Raw genomic sequence first — 17,434 nt, 5'->3', positions numbered from 1 at the left:
ATCAGAGCTTCTTACGCGCGCTCAGTGGCGTACGCCAATAATGAGCGCGCCGCTCTCGGCATCGATCAGGCCGGCGGATACGAGCCAGGCGTGCGCGTCTTCGGCGTCTTGCGCAAACCAAGCGGCGGCGCTGCCCAGACGAAACGTATAGCCCCAGCGATCCATATCGGCACACATGCGCTCGTGGTCCATACCGTCGAGATGCGCGCTGGCAAGGATCTGCCAATAGCAAACCGCGTTTTCCTCGTCGTAGGTGCCGCCGGCGTTGGTATGCAGGCCGTCGCGTCGCGTCTGGTCCATACACACATAGTGGCCGGCCTCATGCATGGCCGAGTGGACCGGCGTGTCGTCGCGCACGTAGATCGTGTCGCCGATCAGGCCGGCTTCCTCGTCGCCCCAGAAGCTGCCGGGGATACTTTGGCCGGGATTTACACGCGCAAGGGTCAGACCCAGGCGGGCGAAAAACGAGCCAAGAGTGTCGAAACCCAGCGCTTCGACAGCGAGCACGCCTTGCGTTACGGGCACGGGGTCGGGGCTTTGGCGTACAGTATGCAAATTGCTCAATGCACAGGTGAAACGTGAAACCGCAAGCGAAATCCTATCTTATTGGCGTATTGATGACTGCTGCCGTGTTGGCCGGTTGTGCGACCGGCCCGGCCGACAGAGCCGCGCAGGAAAGCGCCGCCGACCGTGTCATGGCTGCGTATGACGTGCCGGACCTGCTTGCGCAGGCCGCGCCGGCCGTGACCCAGTCGCTCAATCAGAATCTGCCCGAGGACGTGGACACCGCGACGCGCAGCGCGCTACGCGACGCGGTCTACGAAGCCTACGATCCGCAAACGCTGCAGCAGGATGTGCTCGACCGTCTGCGGGACGCAGCGGCCGAAGACGACCAGCAGCGGTCGCTGACGGTAGCGGCCGATGCCCTGCACACACCGCTGGCTACACGCATGATCGGTTTGGAATCGGCCACGGGTGATCCGAACTTCGCTGACAACTTCAAGGCGTTCGTCGATCAGCCCGCGACCGACGACCGCAAACAGCGGTTGCGGCAGATCGATCTGCTGGCCGAGAACATGCAGGTGGTCCAGTTGCAGACCGAGTTCAACGTCACCCTGCTCGAAGCCATGATTCGTGCGCGCAACGCGGCCTCGGCCGCCGAGTACCAGGTCGAGAACAGCCGTGTCGAACAGATGGTGGCAGAAACGCGCACCAATATTTCGGCCAAACTGGAGCAGCGCGTGCCGCTGATGCTGTTGTTCGTCTATCGCAATGTCGAGGACAGCACGCTGAGTGAATACGCGGCACTCCAGGGCCAGCCTGAACTGATCTGGACCAACCAGGCGCTCAAGAAAGCGATCATCGATACGTTGGCCGCGGCCAGCGATCGGGTGACCGACAACTTCAATTCCGCTTCCTAGTTCAACCCGATGTCGATAATCACTGAAGATAGCCGTATCCGAGAGATCCTGACGCAGACGCGGCGCGTGGCTGTGATTGGCCTGTCCTCCAATCCCGATCGAGCGTCGTATGGTGTTGCCGAGGCATTGCAGAGCGAAGGCTTCGATATCGTTCCGGTCAATCCGAACGAAGACAAGGTACTTGGCGAGAATGCATTTCCGGACTTGAGGCACGTGACCGGCATGGTCGACGTGGTCGATGTGTTTCGCGCGTCTGAGCATGTGCCCCAGATCGTGGATGCCTGCATCGAACGTGGGGTGCGCACGCTCTGGCTCCAGGAAGGCGTGATTCACCACGAAGCCGCGCAGAAGGCCGTGGACGCCGGCATCGAGGTGGTCATGGACCGCTGCATGCTCAAGGAATACCGCCGCCTGTTGGGCTGATATGCCGCAACGCCCCGACTGAAACAGGCCCATCGCTGGCGCTCAATCGGCGTGCAGCGGTGGGCTTGCGTCCTGCCTGCGACGCGCCCGCATTTAACGGGTCCCGCTATGGAAAGTCATGTTGTGTCCACCGCTGAACCCCGACCAAGGTTGCATGGCGATGACTTGCCGTTAGCGGCGCGACGACACAGTATGGGCGCAAGTACGATTTACGCTTTGCACCGGGAGAAACCGCTTCATGGCCAATCTGAGCCCTATCGCATTCATTCTGATCGTTGTCGTGTGCGCCGTCGTTGCGCTCATCGTTGGTTACTTCCTCGGTAGCCGTTTCGGTGGCAAGAAATCCGTCGCCATGAAGGAGGCCACGGAAAAGCACGACAGCTACAAGAACGACGTGCGTGAGCACTTCGAGCAGACGTCGGCGATCATGTCCCGCATGGTCGATGACTATCGCGATATGTATCAGCACATGGCGGATGGCGCCGAAAAACTCGCGGAGATGCATCCCGAGAAGCTCGTGACCCCGCCGCCCGCCCCGGAAGCGATTACGCGCGACACCTCGGTCGACAAGTCGTCGACAAATACGCAGGCAGCGCAATCCAAGCAGGGTGGCGATAAAAGCGCCAAAAGCACGGCCGAAGCGAAGCCGGCGGCTGCGGCGGCCGAGAGTACGGGTCAGCGCGCCACCCCGGCCGACACGCAACCGTCGGAGCCGGCAAAGACGGCTGAAGCCGCTGGCACTCAGGCCAAAACCAGCGATAAAGCTGGGGCCGCCGGTACCCAGGTAAAGGCTGATGATAAAGCTGGTGAAGCCGCAAAAGCCGAGGCTAAGGACGCGCCCAATCGCGCTACCGTGATGAACAGTGATTCCTCCAACGACCGACCCTGGAATAAGGAACAGAAAGGAAAGGACGGCAAGCGCTACGGCCTCGAATAGCTGCCTCACGCAGGCGCGCTGCGCGCTTGCGTGAAAAACGAAATGCTGTTCTGATTCAGCCGGCCTTGTGCCGGCTGTTTTTGTATGGAACGGCCGGTGCATACGAAATAAAACAATGATCGAGGAGCACGCCGGTGGATCGGACGAACACCCCTTACGGCAATCATCAGTTCGGTATTTACAGCGCCGGGCTCAAGGGCGAATTGCCCATCTTGCCGTTGCGTTATGAAGATCTGGAAGCGCGGGCGCGCGAAGTGCTCGACCCGGCGGCGTACTGGTATGTGGCCGGCGGCGCAGGCGAGGCGTCGATGGCGGCCAACCGCCACAGCTTTGATCGTTACCCGCTGTTTCCGCGCATGCTTACCGACGTCAGCGAACGGGATCTGAGTACGACGGTTCTCGGCAAGAAGCACGCAACCCCGCTGATGCTCGCGCCGCTGGGCGTACAGGAAATACTGCACCCGGATGCCGAGCTTGCGGTCGCGCGCGCCGCGGCCGACGTCGGTGTGCCGATGACTCTGTCCACGGTGTCGTCGTATCCGATGGAGCAGGTCAAGAGCGAACTGGGTGATACCACCGGCTGGTATCAGCTGTACTGGCCCAACGACGACGAGCTGGCGACCAGCCTCGTACAACGCGCCGAGAAGGCCGGTTACGAAGCGATTGTCATCACGCTGGATACCAAGATGCTAGCCTGGCGTGAGCGCGATCTCGAAGGCGCTTACCTGCCGTTTTTACAGGGCAAGGGGTTGGCCAACTACACCAGCGATCCGGTGTTCTGTGCCGGGCTCGACAAAGCGCCGGATGAAGACGTGGTGGCCACCGTCAAGCACTGGTCCCAGGTCTATGCCTCGCCCGAACGCAGCTGGTCGGATCTGGCCAAACTGCGTGCCGCCACCAACCTGCCGCTCATTCTCAAGGGCGTGTTGCACCCCGAAGACGCGCTGGCCGCGCGGCGGGCCGGCATGGACGGTGTGATCGTATCGAATCACGGCGGGCGTCAGGTCGACGGCAGTATTGCCGCCATCGACGCGTTGGCTGGCGTGGTCGATGCCGTGGGCGACCATATGAGCGTGCTCTTCGATAGCGGCATTCGGCGCGGCGCGGACGTGCTCAAGGCCGTTGCCCTCGGCGCGGATGCAGTGCTCGTCGGGCGGCCATTCGCTTGGGGGCTGGCCTGTGCCGGCGAACAAGGCGTGGCCGAGGTACTACGCCGTCTGCTCGCCGATATTGATCTCACCCTGGCGCTGACCGGTCATGACCGTATCGACAGGCTTACACGCGCTGCATTGGCGTCAACGCGTTATTAGGCGCTTACATTCGGCCAAGATGGGTGCCGCCGTCCAGCAGTAGTGTTTCCCCGGTTGTGATGCCGGCGCCTGTTGTGAAATAGGCGATCGATTCAGCGACATCTTCCGGTGTACACACGCGCGCGAGCGGCGTATTGGCTTCCAAGCGCGCGATCATCGCGTTATAGCGCTTTTCACCCAGGCCTTCGGCGAGCCAGCTGCCGCGCACGAAACCGGGACATACCGCATTCACGCGAATGGCCGGGCCAAGCGCGCGGGCCAGCGATTTGGTCATCGTGATCAGCGCGCCCTTGGAAGCGGCATAGGCGATCGAGCTGCCGAAGCCCATTACGCCGGCAATGGATGCGACATTTACGATGCTGCCCTGGCCGGATTGCTGCATCGTAGGTGTCACCGCGCGCACCATTTGAAACGCGCCGATGGTATTGACGCCGTAGAGTGTATGGAAATCTTCGGCGCTCAGGCCTTCGAGATTTTCGTGCGCGCAAAAACGTGTCGTGCCAGCATTGTTGACCAGCGCATCGATACGGCCCCAGCGATCGAGCGCGCTCTGGGCCAGCGCACGACAGTCTGCATCTTCGGCGACATTGGCCTGCTGCACGATCGTGTCGGCGCCCAGCGCTTCGCATTCTTTGGCGACCTGTTCGGCGGCATCCGCGCTGCGTGAATAGTTGATGACCACGTTGTAGCCGCGTTCGGCGAGCAGGCGGGCGGTGGCCGCACCAATGCCGGAAGACGAGCCGGTAATCAGAGCGACGGGGCGATTCTTGGACATGGCCTATTTCCTGCGCAGGCCGCGCATGAAAGCCTAGAACAAGGCGCGGCGTGAATCGACGCCGCAGCATAGCCGATCGTAGCGAAGATTAGGAATCGAGCTGCCGATTGGCGGTACGCTGGATGGTTTCTACCATCGAATAAAGGCCGTTGCGCCGGTTCATGGTGATGTGCTGTTCGAGATTGAGATCGGTGAATATCTGGTTGATATCGATCTCGGCGATCTCGCGCGGCGTCTTGTCGGAATAGATCATCAACAGAACGCCGATCAGGCCGCGCACGATATGCGCATCCGAGTCGCCGCGAAAATGCAGCCGGTCGTCCTCGCTTTCGTCGGCCACGAGCCATACCTGGCTCATGCAGCCGCGCACACGGGTGGCCTCGTTGCGCTCTTCGTCGTCTAGCGGCTCGAGCTTGCGACCCAGATCGATGATGAAGCGATAGCGTTCCTCCCAGTCGGGCAGCATCTCGAACGTGGCCTTGAGTTGCTCGATCTGTGTATCCATGGCCTTGGGGCGCGCCGGTATGAGTGTTATTCCCAAGGTTGGGTCTGCACGGCGTTCAGTCAAGCCATGGATGAAGGGTGGCGCCCGGAACGCGACCGGCTCGGGCGTCGGTCGGGCACCACGTTATGCTTGGTCAGCCCCTGATTGATGGCCAGTCGCACGAGGTCGGCAATGCTGTCGGCCGCCAGCTTGTGCTTTATGCGAAGCACGTAGTTCGATACCGACTTATGGCTTAACGACAAGGTCTGCGCAATCTGCGGATTGCTGTGGCCGTCGACAAGAAGCTGGAATACCTCGAACTCGCGTGCCGAAAGCGCCTTGACGGGGTTGTCGTGTATCGACAGCTCGCTCAACGCGATCGCCTGGGCGATGTCCTGGCTGAGATAGATCGAGCCCTTGAGTACTTTCTCGATGCCTTCCAGCAGGCTCTCCGGCGGGCTGGTCTTGGTGATATAGCCCATGGCGCCGGCCTTGAGCGCACGCGTGGCATAGGTTGGATCATCGTGCATGGTGAACACCAGCACCGCGGTACGCGTGTCGTGGGCGTGTACGCGTCGGACGATTTCGAGACCACCCATATTGTCCATCGACAGATCCAGCACGATCACGCGCGGGGACTCGGACAGGAACAGCCGCCATGCCTTTTCGCCGGACGCGGCTTCATGGGTTACGTGGTAGTCGCCGTGCGCGAGCAGTTCGCGGCACCCACGCCGCACGATTTCGTGGTCGTCCACCAGCAGTATCGATGTATTCATAGGCGAACTTCGGGTTGCAGTGAGGGTAGCCGTCGCGGCTACGTCTGTTGGCCACAATGCTAGCCAATAGGTCGCCGGGACTTTCTCCCGTAATGAAGTCGCTGCGCGATCCCGATGTTGCGGTGCTGTCCGGGCGGTAAACCCGTGCGTCGGATTTATCCTCGCCCGATATCGGCCTGCGTCGGCTGCCGTATTGCCTCCGCAGCCTTTGCGTGCCGGCTCCAGTCGGGAATATGTCCCAATCGTGCAAGAAATAAAGACGCGAGAAATGGGAAACGACTCAAGTAGATCGGTGGTTTTCGGCCGTATCGGCGAATCGGGTGTTGCTCTATACCTATTAGAGCGTCGTCGCGGTCATCGCGAGATGAAAAAAACAAAACAAAACAATAAGCGCAAAGAGGAGATCAGCACATGGCACGAGCAAGGCGTACGTCGATACGTCAGGGTTGTTTTGCTCTGGCTACGGTTTCAGTCTGTCTGGCGGCGGTACCCGCGACAGCACAGCAAAGCCAAGGCGACAAGCTAAACGAACTGTCCCAGAGCGAAGAAAACTGGGTCATGCAGTGTAAGAACTACGACTGCAACCATTTCAGCGAATCCACCCAGGTCAACGCAGAGAACGTTCAGAATCTGACGCCGGCCTGGTCGTTTTCCACCGGTGTGCTCAACGGCCATGAAGGCGCGCCGATCGTTGTCGACGGCATGATGTACATCAACGGGCCGTATCCGAACAACGTGTTCGCGCTTGACCTGGACGACCCCAACCGGATCGTATGGCAGTACAAGCCCAAGCAGGATCCGGCCGCACGCTCGGTGGCCTGCTGTGACGTGGTCAACCGCGGGTTGGCCTACTATCCGGGCGACGGCGATACGCCGCCGCTGGTGATCGAAACGCTGCTCGACGGCCATCTGCTGGCCCTCAACGCCGAGACCGGCGAGCAGTATTGGAAGCTGGAAGTCATGGACCCGTCGGTCGGCCAGACGCTCACCCAGTCGCCGTATGTGGTCAAGGACAAGGTGATCGTCGGTTCCTCCGGCGCGGAGCTCGGTGTTCGCGGCGTGGTCACAGCTTTTAACGTCAAAACCGGCGAACAGGAGTGGCGTGCCTATGCCACCGGCCCGGACGAGGATCTGCTGCTTGCCGACGATTTCAACATCAATAATCCCCAATATGGTCAGGAGGGCCTCGGCACCAAGACCTGGGAAGGCGACGCCTGGAAGATCGGCGGCGGCACCAACTGGGGCTGGTACGCCTATGATCCGGAAGAAGAGCTGTTCTATTACGGTTCCGGCAACCCGGCGCCCTGGAACGAGACCATGCGTCCGGGCGACAACAAGTGGACGATGACCATTTTCGGTCGCGATCTGGAAACCGGCGAAGCGAAGTTCGGCTATCAGAAGACGCCACACGACGAATGGGACTATGCCGGCGTCAACGTGATGATGCTCTCCGAACAGGAGATCGACGGCGAGAAGCGCAAGCTGCTGACCCATCCGGATCGCAACGGCATTCTCTATAGCCTCGACCGGACCAACGGCGACCTGGTGCGTGCCGACAAGATGGACGATACCGTCAACTGGGTGAAGCATGTCGATATGGAATCCGGCCAGCCGGTACGCGACCCGGAATACGGCACCCGTATGGATCATCGCTCGAAGGATATCTGCCCCTCGGCGATGGGCTATCACAACCAGGGCGTAGACTCCTACGACCCCAATCAGCAGCTGTTCTTCATCGGCATGAACCACCTGTGCATGGACTGGGAGCCCTACATGCTGCCCTACCGTGCCGGTCAGTTCTTCGTGGGCGCCAATGTGTGGACCTATCCGGGCCCGAAGGGCAATCGCGAAGAAGGCACCGGTTCGGGGCAGGTCAAGGCGTATGACGCCAAGACCGGCGACTTCAAATGGGAAGTCATGGAGCGCTTTGCGGTCTGGGGCGGCACTACGGCGACCGCTGGCAACCTCGTGTTCTACGGCACGCTGGATGGCTTCATCAAGGCGCGCGACTCGCGTACCGGCGAACTGCTATGGAAGTTCAAGCTGCCGTCCGGCGTGATCGGGCACCCGATTACCTACATGCATGACGGCACTCAGTACGTCGGCATCAACTACGGCGTCGGCGGCTGGCCGGGTGTGGGCCTGGTCTTCGATCTGAACGACCCGTCGGCCGGTCTCGGTGCGGTGGGCGCGTTCAAGGAACTGGCCAACCATACCCAGATGGGCGGCGGCTTCATTGCCTTCTCGCTCGACGGCGAGAGCCCGTATACGAAGGACATCCAGACTGGCGAGTACCAGTCCCAGAGTGCTTCTGCCGGCAACGATCGACAAGCCAGCAACTGATTCTGGCCCGATGACTATCGGGGCGGCGGGCTACACAGCCCGCCGTCTTTATCTCTTATCGATCGGAGTTTTCGAGCATGACAGCTACAGGCAAGTTGCTGAGTCTGGCCGCGGCGTCCGCCATCGTGGTCACAGCGTCCGCGCAGGTATCCGCGGCCGAGCCGCTGCGTATCTGTGCGGCCAAGAACGAATTGCCCTTTTCCGCGAGTGACGGCAGTGGTTTCGAAAACCATATTGCCCGGATCGTGGCAGATGAAATGGGCCGTGAGGCCGAATTCGTATGGGCCGACGACCCGGGCATCTATCTGGTGCCCAACTATCTCAAGGAAGACAAGTGCGATGTGATCACCGGGGTGGATTCGGGCGACCCACGTGTGGCCACCACCGAGGCCTATTACCGCTCGAGCTATGTGTTCATCTATCCCGCGGATGAGGACGTGACCGTCACCGATTGGGACAGTCCCGATCTGGCCAAGATGACGCGCTTTGCGGTATCGCCATACAGCCCGGTCGAGCCGAAGCTGCGCGACATGAACAAGTGGGACGACAACCTCAACTACATGTATTCGCTAATTGGCTTCAAGTCGCGACGAAACGAATACGTGCGTTACGACCCCGAGAAAATGATTTCCGAGGTCGTCGATGGCGAAGCCGATATCGCCATTCTCTGGGGTCCGGAGGCGGCCCGTTATGTCGAGGCCAGCGATGAACCGCTGACCATGAACAGCGTGCCGGATACACGCACGCGCCGCGACGAAACGCTGGAGTTCAGCTATGCCCAGGCCATGGCAACGCGCAGCGACGACACAGAGCTTCGCGATGCGCTCGACAAGGCCTTGACGGCCCGTCGCGACGAGATTCAAGCGGTATTGGAAGAGGAGGGCTTTCCGTTAGTTGGCCAGAAGGCGGCGGCCTCGGCGCAGAGCGAGTCTCGAGCCAACGGAGAATCGTCCTGATGCGGTATGGCAAACCTAGGAATCTTGCTGTGGCAGCGCTGGTGTTGGCCTCGATCGCGACACTCGCTGGGGCGGCGGAAACGTTTCGTAACACGCTCAACGGCGAGGTTCTCGATCTTTCCAAGGCCGAAGTGGGCGAAAACCCGGATGCGGTCAAGCAGTTCGAAAAGACCGGCAAGAACCCGCTCAACGGCGACGAAGCGGCCGTGCAGAAAGGCAAGGATGAATTTCTGGTCGCCTGTGCCGGCTGCCATGGTCATTACGGCAAGGGCAAGATCGGCCCGTCGCTCGTCGACGACTATTGGACCTACGAAACCAACATGACCGATGCCGGCCTGTTTTCCACCATCTTCGGTGGCGCCCGGGCCCAGATGGGTCCGCACTACATGTCGATGACCAAGACCGAAATGCTCGAGTCGATGGCCTATATCCGCAGCATCTATGAAGGCAAGGCTTCCAAGGCCAAGTGGCTGACGTTGGAAGAAAAGAAGGCATTGCTCAAAAAGCGCAAGGCAAAACCCGACGCCGGCGACGACGCGGGCTGATCAAGGCGCATAACAACAAAAAGCCAAGGCGATAACAAAGGAGATATCAACATGCGTAAACGCAATCTGATCATCGGCACGGTGCTCGTAACAATCGGCGGCGGAATGGGGGCGGGCGCCGCCCTTGCCTACGACGGCACGAACTGCAGTGAGCCCGGTGTGTGCTGGGAGCCCAAGCCCGGGTATCCGGACAAGATCGAAGGCAGCAAGTACGACCCGAAGCACAGCGATAGCGAGCTCAACAAGCAGCAGGAGTCCATTCAGGGCATGGAGAAACGCAACGCCATGCGCGTCGAGCATTTCAAGAAAACCGGCGAATGGGTCAACGACACGGATGAGTTGGAACTCCAGCAAGCGATGAGCGAAGACGAGCAGAGCTAGCGTGACGTCTATGACCGAGCCGCAGCCTTCGACAAGACCGGCGGGTGCGGCGACTTTCTGACAGTTGCGGGGCGCCGCCGCTGCGTATTGGAACGCTAGTGATGGATAACGACAACCAGCTCGCCGACTGGCGTGCGCGTGCGCTGCGTCTGGCCCACCAGGTCAATTCGGTCATGGTGGGCCAGCAGCGCGCGGTTCACCTGATGCTCATCGCCGTGTTCGCACGTGGCCATGTATTGCTCGAAGGCGACGTCGGCGTAGGCAAGACCACGTTGTTAAGGGCGATGGCACGTGGTCTGGGCGGTGGCTACGAACGTCTCGAAGGCACCGTCGACCTGATGCCGTCGGACATGGCTTATCACACCTTCATCGATGAACAAGGGCGCCCACGCGTCGAGCCGGGGCCGGTGCTACGCCATGGTGAGGCGCTGGCGACCTTCTTTTTCAACGAGATCAACCGTGCCCGCCCGCAGGTGCATTCGCTGCTGCTACGGCTCATGGCCGAGCGCACCATGCATGCCTTCAATCGCGAATACCGTTTCCCGCATTTGCTCGTGTTTGCCGACCGCAACCGGATCGAGCGCGAAGAAACCTTCGAGCTGCCGGCAGCCGCGCGCGATCGTTTTTTCATGGAAATCGGTATCGCTGCACCGACCGAGCGTGACGCACTGCGGTCGCTCATGTTCGATACCCGCTATCACGATGCCGATACGCTGATCGACCAGGTCGAACCGGGCTTGGTCGACTACACCGCACTGAACGCGTTCTCGCAGACGCTCCAGGATTCGGTAACGGTCAGCGAGACCCTGCAGAACTATGCGCTTGATCTGTGGCAGGTGGTACGCGCACCGGCAGCCCACGGTATCGAGCTCGACGATGTGGACATCGAGGCGCTGGTCGCCGGCGGCGGCAGCCCGCGCGGTATGAGCATGATGGTTCGCGCTGCGCGGGTGAACGCCTGGCTGGCCGAGCGCGACATGGTCGTGCCGGAGGATATTCGGGCCGTCTTGCTCGAAACCACCGGTCATCGCATCTTCTTCAATCCGGTCTATGAAATCCGTCGCGACGAAATCATTGGCCGGCTGATCGAGGCCGCCGTCGCGCGTGTGGCTGCGCCGTGAGCGATTCCTGCCAGCGCGCAGAAGAGTTCATCTACCGGGTGTCCTGGCCGGCACGCGGCATGCGCCCCGGCATGCATACCAGTCGCCGTGCCGGCATGGGCCAGCTGTTTTCGGGCTATGCCTCGTTGCTGGATTATCCGGATCCGCGTCGCCTGGACGTGCGCGCCAGTGTGCGCGACCCGTTTGGCATGCTGTATACGCGAGTGTATCGCCAGCGTAGTGCGATCAACGTGATCATGGTGGCGGATCTGTCCGCCTCGATGCGTTTTGCCGACAAGCAACGCTTTCTGAGCGACTGTGTCGCGGCCGTGGCGCGCTCGGCGCATGGCGGCGGTGATGCCTTCGGGTTTATCGGTATAGGCCAGGGCAGCATGCGTGGCACAAGCGACGATCGTAACCGTCGCGATGCGTTCTATTTGCCCGCGAGTTTTCGCCGCGGTGGGGTCGACGACCTGCTGCGCCGGCTGGCCGATCCGTTACCGCTGGGCGGCACCGTGGACGACGAGCCCGCCCTGGCCGAACGGTTGCCGCAGCGTCGCGCGCTGGTGTTTCTGGTGTCGGATTTTCATTGGCCGACAGGACGCCTCGCGCGCATTCTCGCGCATCTGGCGCGCCACGATGTGGTGCCGGTGGTGGTATGGGATGCACGCGAATATGCCGATTTGCCGCGGCGTGGCTTGGTGCATCTGGTCGATCCCGAAACGGGCCGTCGCCGTACGCTATGGATGCGTCAGGCCTTGGCCGAACAATGGCGCGCGGCCTATGCCGGCCGCCGAGCCGAGCTCACTCGGCGTTTTACCCGTAGCGGGCGCCCACCGCTTTTTGCCGGCCCGCACTTTGTCGCCAGCACGTTTACCGATTACTTCCTGCGCACGGCATGAGCGTTCGGCAGCGTTCGATCGTTGGCGTGCTGTCGCTGATTTGTGCGCTGTTGATTTGGGGCGATGTCGCTGCTCAAACAAGGCCCGAGATCGGGCTATCCATCGACGAGCCGCGCGCTTATGGGCATGTCGTGGGCGATCGTGTCCAGCGGGCGCTGCATTTGCAGTTGCCGCCTGGGTTTCGGCTCGAACGCGCATCGCTGCCCCGGAGCGGCGAGCAGTCGTACTGGCTCGATCTGGCCGCCGTGGATATTCGCACGGCGCAAGCGTCTGGCGGTGCGGTCAGCGTGCGTCTCGACTATCAATTGTTCTATGCACCGTTGCAGGCCACGCGTCGCGAGTTGCCGGGCCTAGATCTGGCGGCCGTCAATACCGGGGGTGAACGCATCACGCGCAGCGTGCCGGCGTTCGTGTTCACCATGTCGCCCATTCTGGAACTGAACCCGGATGCCCGGTTCGGCGATGCCGAAAATGACCTGTTGCTTGCCGATGCCGTGCCCATGCGTCCAGCCGTGGCCGGGCCGCGGTGGGCGACCTTTGCCGGCCTGACGATCGCGTTATCGGCGCTGCTGATTTGGGCCTGGGCGGCCGGGTATCTGTCGGCACGTGCACGCGGGCCGTTTGCCAAAGCGTGGCTGAGCCTGCGCCGCCAGCGCCGTGCGCCGGCCGCGGCCCAAGCCCTGCGCACGGTACACAGGGCCTTCGACGAAACGGCCGGCCAGGCTGTATTCGCCGACGATCTCGACGCGTTTATCGCTGCGCACCCGGTCTTTGCCGATCTGGTCGACGACATCGCCACGTTCTTCGATTTTTCGCGCCGTTATTTCTTTGCCGCGACACAGCCTGCAGATTGTGATAACGGCGAACTGCTGGCAGGTCTCGAACGCCTGGTTCGGCGCTGTCGAAAGCGTGAGCTCAACGCATGAATATCGGTGTCGATATGCCGGTCGTGCTGTTGGCGCTGGTGTTGGCGCTACTGCCATGGTGGCGCCAGCCGCTGGCCGACAGCGAGGCGGCATCGTTGGCCATGCTGCCGGCCGATCGTGTGTCTGTGCTATTGGATTGGGCACTGCGTGCCTTGGCCTCGTTGGCGATCGCGGCGTTGGTGTTCGCGCTCGCCCGCCCGTTCATCGGCGCACAGCGCGTCGAAAAGGTCGCGCGCGGTGCGCATATCGTGCTCACGCTCGATCGCAGCCTGAGCATGGATCAGACCTTTGCCGGGCGTAACCCGCGCGGCGGCGACGCGTCCAAGAGCGAAACCGCGCGCCGTCTGCTGAGCGCGTTCATCGATGAACGCGAGCATGATCTGTTCGGCGTGGTGGCTTTCAGTACCCGGCCGATGGCGGTGGTGCCGCTGTCCGACGACCGGGTCGCAGCCCGGGCTGCGGTCGAAGCCGCGGCCACGCCGGGGTTGGCGTTCACGAATGTGGCCGAGGGGCTGTTCATGGCGCTGTCGTATTTCAGCGAGCGGCGCGCCAGCGCATCGCGCGCGATCGTGCTCATCTCCGATGGGGCGGCTGAAATCGATTTCCGTAGCGCGGAACGGCTGCGTGCCCAGTTCGCCACATACGACGCATCGCTGTACTGGATATTTCTGCGCACTGCCGGCAGTCCTGGGCTTTTCGATAAGCCCAAGGACGCCCGTAACGACAACGCCAAGGCGATGCCCGAGCGCTATCTGCACAAGTTCTTCCAGACACTGCAGGTGCCGTATACGCCATACGAGGCCGACAATCCGGCCGCCCTGGCGCAGGCGATTGCCGATATCGACCGTCTGGAAACCCAGCCGCTGGTCTATAGCGAACGTATTCCGCGCTGGGATCTGAGTGGCTGGGCGTATGGCGCGGCCGCCGTATTGCTGCTGGTCGGGGTATTCGCCAAGGCCGCGGAACGCAGGCTCGCCGTATGAGCCGGCTGCGTAAGTTGCGATGGCTGGCGTTGACGGTGGCGAGCTGCGCTGTCGGCGTTGCCGTCTGGCAGGGGATGATCTGGTATGACCATGCACGCGATCAACGCCGCATTACGGCGGCGTTGGCGCACCAGGAGGTTGCGATCACGCCGGACACCGGGCTCCGGGTACTGTTTGCTCGGGGCTACGGCCAGGCGCGGTTGCAGCGTTATCGCGAGGCAAGCGCCGCATATAGGGCGGTCTGGAATCGGACTTACGGCGCCGATGGGAGCGACCCGGACGGGCTGGCCGCGCGTAGCCGCTATAACCTGGGCAATCTCTATGCGCGGCGTTCCGTGGCTGCAGCCGAGAGTTATGACATCGACAGCGCACGCACCATGGCCGAGTTGGCCAAGCAGGCCTATCGCGATGCGCTACGCGCCGCGCCGGACTACTGGCCGGCAAAACACAATTTCGAAGCGGCGCAGCGGCTCGTGCGTGACTTGCCGACGCATGATGGCGAAGCGTCGACTGACCCCGAGGCCAAGCCGGATGTGTGGTCGCAGATGCCCGGCTTTCCACGAGGGTTGCCGTGATCGAGCGGGCGTGTCTGGCGGATTGGCGCTTCTGGGCGCTGCTGTGTGCCTTGGCGCTGGCCACGGCTACCTTCGTGGTGCCGCGCTGGCCGTTGCAGCAGCGGGTCTACAGCACGCTGTTCGTGATCGATATCACCCGCAGCATGAATGTCGCCGACTACCGGGTAGCAGGCGAGCCGGTGACGCGTCTGGCCCAGGCCAAGGCCGCGGTGGCCGCAACGATTGCGCGTCTGCCCTGTGGCTCGCAGGCCGGGTTGGCGTTGTTTACCGAGCGCACGGTCAATATCACCCTGATGCCGCTCGAGGTCTGTGCCCATTTCAACAGTCTGCAAGCCAGCATCGACCAGATCGATTGGCGCATGGCCTGGGCGGCCGACAGCAACGTCAATCGGGCGCTGGTGGACGGCATGGAAAAGCTGCGGGCATTGCGCGGCCAGGCCGGAATCGACGACACCACCAGCCTGGTCATGCTCACGGACGGCCATGAAGCGCCGCCGGTGAATTCGCGCTACGAGCCGGACCCGGCGTTGCTGGTGCCCGGCAAGAAAAAAGACGAACCGGGCGCGCCACCGGCCGACAGCGCGCCGTTGCATGGCCTGATCGTGGGTGTGGGCGGCTATACGCCGGTGCCGATTCCCAAGTACAGCCCCGAGGGCGAACGGATAGGCGTTTACGACGAGGACGACGTCCCGCAGGCCGCCAACTTCGGCCAGCCGGCCAACCCCGAAGCCATCGAAGGCTATGTGCCCCGCAACGCGCCGTGGGGGCGAGCGGCCAAGAACGGCACCGAACATTTGTCGGCGGTGCGTGAAACACACCTGCAGGACATGGCCGAAAAAGCCGATTTCGGCTATGTCCATCTCGACGCCGATTCGGCGTTGTACCCATTGATCACGCCGCCCGACTGGGCCGAGATCCAGACCCGCGCGAGTGATGTCCGCTGGCTGTTCGGCGTCGCCGCGCTGGTACTGGCGGTATGCGTACCGCTGGCCACGCTGGTGGGCGATCTGCGCCGGCGCCCGCGCTCTGCCCGCTTTTTCAGAACCCTGACTCAAACGAAGAGAAGGAATGACCGATGATTCGATCCAAACAATTGCTGCATGGCCTGTTGGTCGTATTGGCTCTGGCGTTTCCGATCGCGGCCCTGGCGCATGGGCCGACGCCACAAAAGGCCCAGGAGACGATCCATATCGACGCCGCGCCGGCCGAGGTGTGGAAAGTGGTGGGCGACATATCCGCCTTCGCCGACTGGCAGCCGCAACTCTCGGCCGTACAGGCCAGCGAAGGCAATGACGAAATCGCCGATAAGGTCGGCGCCGAGCGCGTGCTTGTATTCGCCGACGGCGGCGGCGAGATCACCGAAAGCATGGATGAATACAAGCCCGAGGAACACTATCTCGGCTATCGTCTGCTCAAGGAAGATCCAGCGGTTTTCCCGGTCAGTTTCTATACCGCCACCATCGATATCACCGCGGCTGACGGCGGTAGCGATGTGACTTGGCTGGCGCGTTTTTATCGCGGCGATACCGGTAATTTTCCGGCTGAGGATCAGAACGACGAGGCCGCCCAAAAAGCCATCCACGACTTTTTCAAGCAAGGCCTGCAAGCGCTGAAAGCCCAGGTCGAAGGTAACGGCTGATGCGCGTGATCGCGGCGCTGGTGCTTGCTGCCGGGGTGTTGCTGCCCGGCCCGTTATGGGCCGCCGATGCCTGGATGACCGTGCAGGTTGCCAACACCGTGGTGCGTATCGATACGCAAACACGCCGTATCGCGGCCCGGATCGCGGTGGCGGACGGGCCGGTGGGCGTGGCCGTGGGTACAGATAACGTCTATGTGACGCACCCGGAAAGCGGCCAGTTGACCGTCATCGACAGCAGCCGCGACGCGGTCGTCGATGTGTGGTCGATAGGCGGCGAGCCGTTTGGCGTGGCCCTTGCGCCGGCCAGCGGTCGTGTCTATGTGGCCGACTGGGCAGCCGATTGTGTCGATGTCTATGACGCGGCACAGGGCGAGCGCATCGCCCGCGTGGCGGTCGGCACGGCGCCGGCCGGGGTCGCGGTCACGCCGGATGGCGGCCATTTGCTCACCGCCAATCGGGAAAGCGATAGCGTGTCGATCATCGATACAGCCACGAATACGGTACATGCCACTGTCGATGTGGGCACGGCACCATTTGCACTGATCGTCGGCCCGCAGGGCAAACGCGCCTATGTAGCTAACGTGCGTAGCGACGATATCAGCGTGATCGATATCGCCGCGGGCGCGACCACCGCACGTATCGCGACCGGCCTTTTTCCTTACGGTCTGGCACTGGCAGACGACGGGCGCAGCTTGCTGGTCAGCGAGCAGAGAGCGGGCGTGCTGGCACGCTTCGATGTGGCCACGGGCAGGCGTCTGGGCGAGGCCGAAGTGGGCCGCCAGCCGGATGGTGTCGCGGTCGATTCGCAGACCGGCCGGGCCGTGGTCGCGAACTGGTTTGACGATACCGTCTCGGTGGTCGATCTGGCCGACACGAACGAGCAGATCGTGCTTGACGTCGGCTCGGGACCACGCGGCTTTGGCCGCTTCATCCATTGATACGGCACGCACTCGCGCTC

20 protein-coding genes are annotated in these 17,434 nt (G+C 62.2%); 16 read left to right on the top strand and 4 right to left on the bottom strand.

What is annotated here, in order from left to right; genetic code table 11:
- Positions 1-21: 21 nt before the first annotated feature.
- Positions 22-525 (bottom strand): hypothetical protein, encoded by a 504-nt coding sequence (locus SSPSH_RS04595; protein ID WP_021031420.1) that lies wholly within the window; start codon positions 523-525, stop codon positions 22-24.
- A gap of 53 nt (positions 526-578) precedes the next feature.
- Between SSPSH_RS04595 and SSPSH_RS04590 the strand changes: the two genes are divergently transcribed.
- From SSPSH_RS04590 to SSPSH_RS04575, 4 genes are all read left to right on the top strand, one after another.
- Positions 579-1,421, top strand: coding sequence for a hypothetical protein (locus tag SSPSH_RS04590; protein ID WP_006913807.1), 843 nt, complete (start codon positions 579-581; stop codon positions 1,419-1,421).
- Between the two features lie 9 nt (positions 1,422-1,430).
- A complete protein-coding gene (locus tag SSPSH_RS04585; RefSeq protein WP_021031419.1) occupies positions 1,431-1,844 on the top strand; it encodes a CoA-binding protein in 414 nt (137 codons plus the stop codon).
- Positions 1,845-2,082: 238 nt separating this feature from the next.
- The gene (locus SSPSH_RS04580) at positions 2,083-2,781 is read left to right on the top strand and encodes a Z-ring associated ZapG family protein (protein WP_006913809.1); all 699 of its coding nucleotides are present in this window, start codon (positions 2,083-2,085) and stop codon (positions 2,779-2,781) included.
- Positions 2,782-2,915: 134 nt separating this feature from the next.
- On the top strand, positions 2,916-4,091 hold the full coding sequence (locus SSPSH_RS04575) for an alpha-hydroxy-acid oxidizing protein (protein ID WP_006913810.1): 1,176 nt from the start codon (positions 2,916-2,918) through the stop codon (positions 4,089-4,091).
- A gap of 4 nt (positions 4,092-4,095) precedes the next feature.
- On the opposite strand, the gene SSPSH_RS04570 is transcribed toward SSPSH_RS04575, so the two are convergent.
- The 3 genes from SSPSH_RS04570 to SSPSH_RS04560 all read right to left on the bottom strand — a co-directional run bounded on the left by SSPSH_RS04570 (position 4,096) and on the right by SSPSH_RS04560 (position 6,126).
- Positions 4,096-4,866 (bottom strand): SDR family NAD(P)-dependent oxidoreductase, encoded by a 771-nt coding sequence (locus SSPSH_RS04570; protein ID WP_006913811.1) that lies wholly within the window; start codon positions 4,864-4,866, stop codon positions 4,096-4,098.
- Between the two features lie 88 nt (positions 4,867-4,954).
- Entirely contained in the window at positions 4,955-5,371 is a 417-nt protein-coding gene (locus tag SSPSH_RS04565; RefSeq protein ID WP_006913812.1) for a SufE family protein, read from the bottom strand.
- 59 nt (positions 5,372-5,430) lie between these two features.
- Positions 5,431-6,126 carry a response regulator gene (locus SSPSH_RS04560; protein WP_006913813.1) on the bottom strand — a complete coding sequence of 232 codons (696 nt, stop codon included), beginning with the start codon at positions 6,124-6,126 and terminating at the stop codon, positions 5,431-5,433.
- 411 nt (positions 6,127-6,537) lie between these two features.
- On the opposite strand from SSPSH_RS04560, the gene SSPSH_RS04555 reads away from it, so the two are divergent.
- The 12 genes from SSPSH_RS04555 (at position 6,538) to SSPSH_RS04500 (ending at position 17,414) form a co-directional block, all read left to right on the top strand.
- A complete protein-coding gene (locus SSPSH_RS04555; RefSeq protein ID WP_021031418.1) occupies positions 6,538-8,469 on the top strand; it encodes a methanol/ethanol family PQQ-dependent dehydrogenase in 1,932 nt (643 codons plus the stop codon).
- A gap of 77 nt (positions 8,470-8,546) precedes the next feature.
- A complete protein-coding gene (gene moxJ, locus SSPSH_RS04550) occupies positions 8,547-9,425 on the top strand; it encodes a methanol oxidation system protein MoxJ (RefSeq protein ID WP_006913815.1) in 879 nt (292 codons plus the stop codon).
- Complete coding sequence (gene moxG / locus SSPSH_RS04545; protein WP_021031417.1) at positions 9,425-9,970, top strand: cytochrome c(L), periplasmic; 546 nt, start codon at positions 9,425-9,427, stop codon at positions 9,968-9,970. The genes moxJ and moxG overlap by 1 nt, the downstream gene beginning before the upstream one ends.
- Positions 9,971-10,021: 51 nt before the next feature.
- Positions 10,022-10,351, top strand: a complete 330-nt coding sequence (locus SSPSH_RS04540; RefSeq protein ID WP_006913817.1) for a methanol dehydrogenase [cytochrome c] subunit — start codon at positions 10,022-10,024, stop codon at positions 10,349-10,351.
- 101 nt (positions 10,352-10,452) lie between these two features.
- The gene (locus tag SSPSH_RS04535) at positions 10,453-11,472 is read left to right on the top strand and encodes an AAA family ATPase (protein ID WP_006913818.1); all 1,020 of its coding nucleotides are present in this window, start codon (positions 10,453-10,455) and stop codon (positions 11,470-11,472) included.
- Complete coding sequence (locus SSPSH_RS04530; RefSeq protein WP_006913819.1) at positions 11,469-12,353, top strand: DUF58 domain-containing protein; 885 nt, start codon at positions 11,469-11,471, stop codon at positions 12,351-12,353. Before SSPSH_RS04535 ends, SSPSH_RS04530 begins: the two co-directional genes overlap by 4 nt.
- Complete coding sequence (locus SSPSH_RS04525; RefSeq protein ID WP_006913820.1) at positions 12,350-13,279, top strand: hypothetical protein; 930 nt, start codon at positions 12,350-12,352, stop codon at positions 13,277-13,279. The genes SSPSH_RS04530 and SSPSH_RS04525 overlap by 4 nt, the downstream gene beginning before the upstream one ends.
- The gene (locus SSPSH_RS04520) at positions 13,276-14,262 is read left to right on the top strand and encodes a vWA domain-containing protein (protein WP_006913821.1); all 987 of its coding nucleotides are present in this window, start codon (positions 13,276-13,278) and stop codon (positions 14,260-14,262) included. The genes SSPSH_RS04525 and SSPSH_RS04520 overlap by 4 nt, the downstream gene beginning before the upstream one ends.
- Positions 14,259-14,837 (top strand): hypothetical protein, encoded by a 579-nt coding sequence (locus SSPSH_RS17750; RefSeq protein ID WP_006913822.1) that lies wholly within the window; start codon positions 14,259-14,261, stop codon positions 14,835-14,837. Before SSPSH_RS04520 ends, SSPSH_RS17750 begins: the two co-directional genes overlap by 4 nt.
- The gene (locus SSPSH_RS04510) at positions 14,834-15,916 is read left to right on the top strand and encodes a vWA domain-containing protein (RefSeq protein ID WP_006913823.1); all 1,083 of its coding nucleotides are present in this window, start codon (positions 14,834-14,836) and stop codon (positions 15,914-15,916) included. The genes SSPSH_RS17750 and SSPSH_RS04510 overlap by 4 nt, the downstream gene beginning before the upstream one ends.
- A complete protein-coding gene (locus tag SSPSH_RS04505; protein WP_006913824.1) occupies positions 15,913-16,476 on the top strand; it encodes an SRPBCC family protein in 564 nt (187 codons plus the stop codon). The genes SSPSH_RS04510 and SSPSH_RS04505 overlap by 4 nt, the downstream gene beginning before the upstream one ends.
- The gene (locus tag SSPSH_RS04500; RefSeq protein ID WP_006913825.1) at positions 16,476-17,414 is read left to right on the top strand and encodes a YncE family protein; all 939 of its coding nucleotides are present in this window, start codon (positions 16,476-16,478) and stop codon (positions 17,412-17,414) included. Before SSPSH_RS04505 ends, SSPSH_RS04500 begins: the two co-directional genes overlap by 1 nt.
- The last annotated feature ends 20 nt before the right edge of the window (positions 17,415-17,434 follow it).

It is taken from the genome of Salinisphaera shabanensis E1L3A (assembly GCF_000215955.2).
In the GTDB taxonomy this organism is placed as follows: Bacteria; Pseudomonadota; Gammaproteobacteria; order Nevskiales; family Salinisphaeraceae; genus Salinisphaera; species Salinisphaera shabanensis.
This window is presented reverse-complemented; position numbering and strand designations above follow the sequence as displayed.

Bases quoted from the DNA above. Each gene is read 5' to 3' on its own strand.
- SSPSH_RS04585 (WP_021031419.1), top strand. From the start codon at position 1,431: ATGTCGATAATCACTGAAGATAGCCGTATCCGAGAGATCCTGACGCAG.
- SSPSH_RS04580 (WP_006913809.1), top strand. From the start codon at position 2,083: ATGGCCAATCTGAGCCCTATCGCATTCATTCTGATCGTTGTCGTGTGC.
- SSPSH_RS04570 (WP_006913811.1), bottom strand. From the start codon at position 4,866: ATGTCCAAGAATCGCCCCGTCGCTCTGATTACCGGCTCGTCTTCCGGC.
- SSPSH_RS04565 (WP_006913812.1), bottom strand. From the start codon at position 5,371: ATGGATACACAGATCGAGCAACTCAAGGCCACGTTCGAGATGCTGCCC.
- SSPSH_RS04560 (WP_006913813.1), bottom strand. From the start codon at position 6,126: ATGAATACATCGATACTGCTGGTGGACGACCACGAAATCGTGCGGCGT.
- SSPSH_RS04555 (WP_021031418.1), top strand. From the start codon at position 6,538: ATGGCACGAGCAAGGCGTACGTCGATACGTCAGGGTTGTTTTGCTCTG.
- moxJ (WP_006913815.1), top strand. From the start codon at position 8,547: ATGACAGCTACAGGCAAGTTGCTGAGTCTGGCCGCGGCGTCCGCCATC.
- moxG (WP_021031417.1), top strand. From the start codon at position 9,425: ATGCGGTATGGCAAACCTAGGAATCTTGCTGTGGCAGCGCTGGTGTTG.
- SSPSH_RS04540 (WP_006913817.1), top strand. From the start codon at position 10,022: ATGCGTAAACGCAATCTGATCATCGGCACGGTGCTCGTAACAATCGGC.
- SSPSH_RS04535 (WP_006913818.1), top strand. From the start codon at position 10,453: ATGGATAACGACAACCAGCTCGCCGACTGGCGTGCGCGTGCGCTGCGT.
- SSPSH_RS04525 (WP_006913820.1), top strand. From the start codon at position 12,350: ATGAGCGTTCGGCAGCGTTCGATCGTTGGCGTGCTGTCGCTGATTTGT.
- SSPSH_RS04520 (WP_006913821.1), top strand. From the start codon at position 13,276: ATGAATATCGGTGTCGATATGCCGGTCGTGCTGTTGGCGCTGGTGTTG.
- SSPSH_RS17750 (WP_006913822.1), top strand. From the start codon at position 14,259: ATGAGCCGGCTGCGTAAGTTGCGATGGCTGGCGTTGACGGTGGCGAGC.
- SSPSH_RS04505 (WP_006913824.1), top strand. From the start codon at position 15,913: ATGATTCGATCCAAACAATTGCTGCATGGCCTGTTGGTCGTATTGGCT.
- SSPSH_RS04500 (WP_006913825.1), top strand. From the start codon at position 16,476: ATGCGCGTGATCGCGGCGCTGGTGCTTGCTGCCGGGGTGTTGCTGCCC.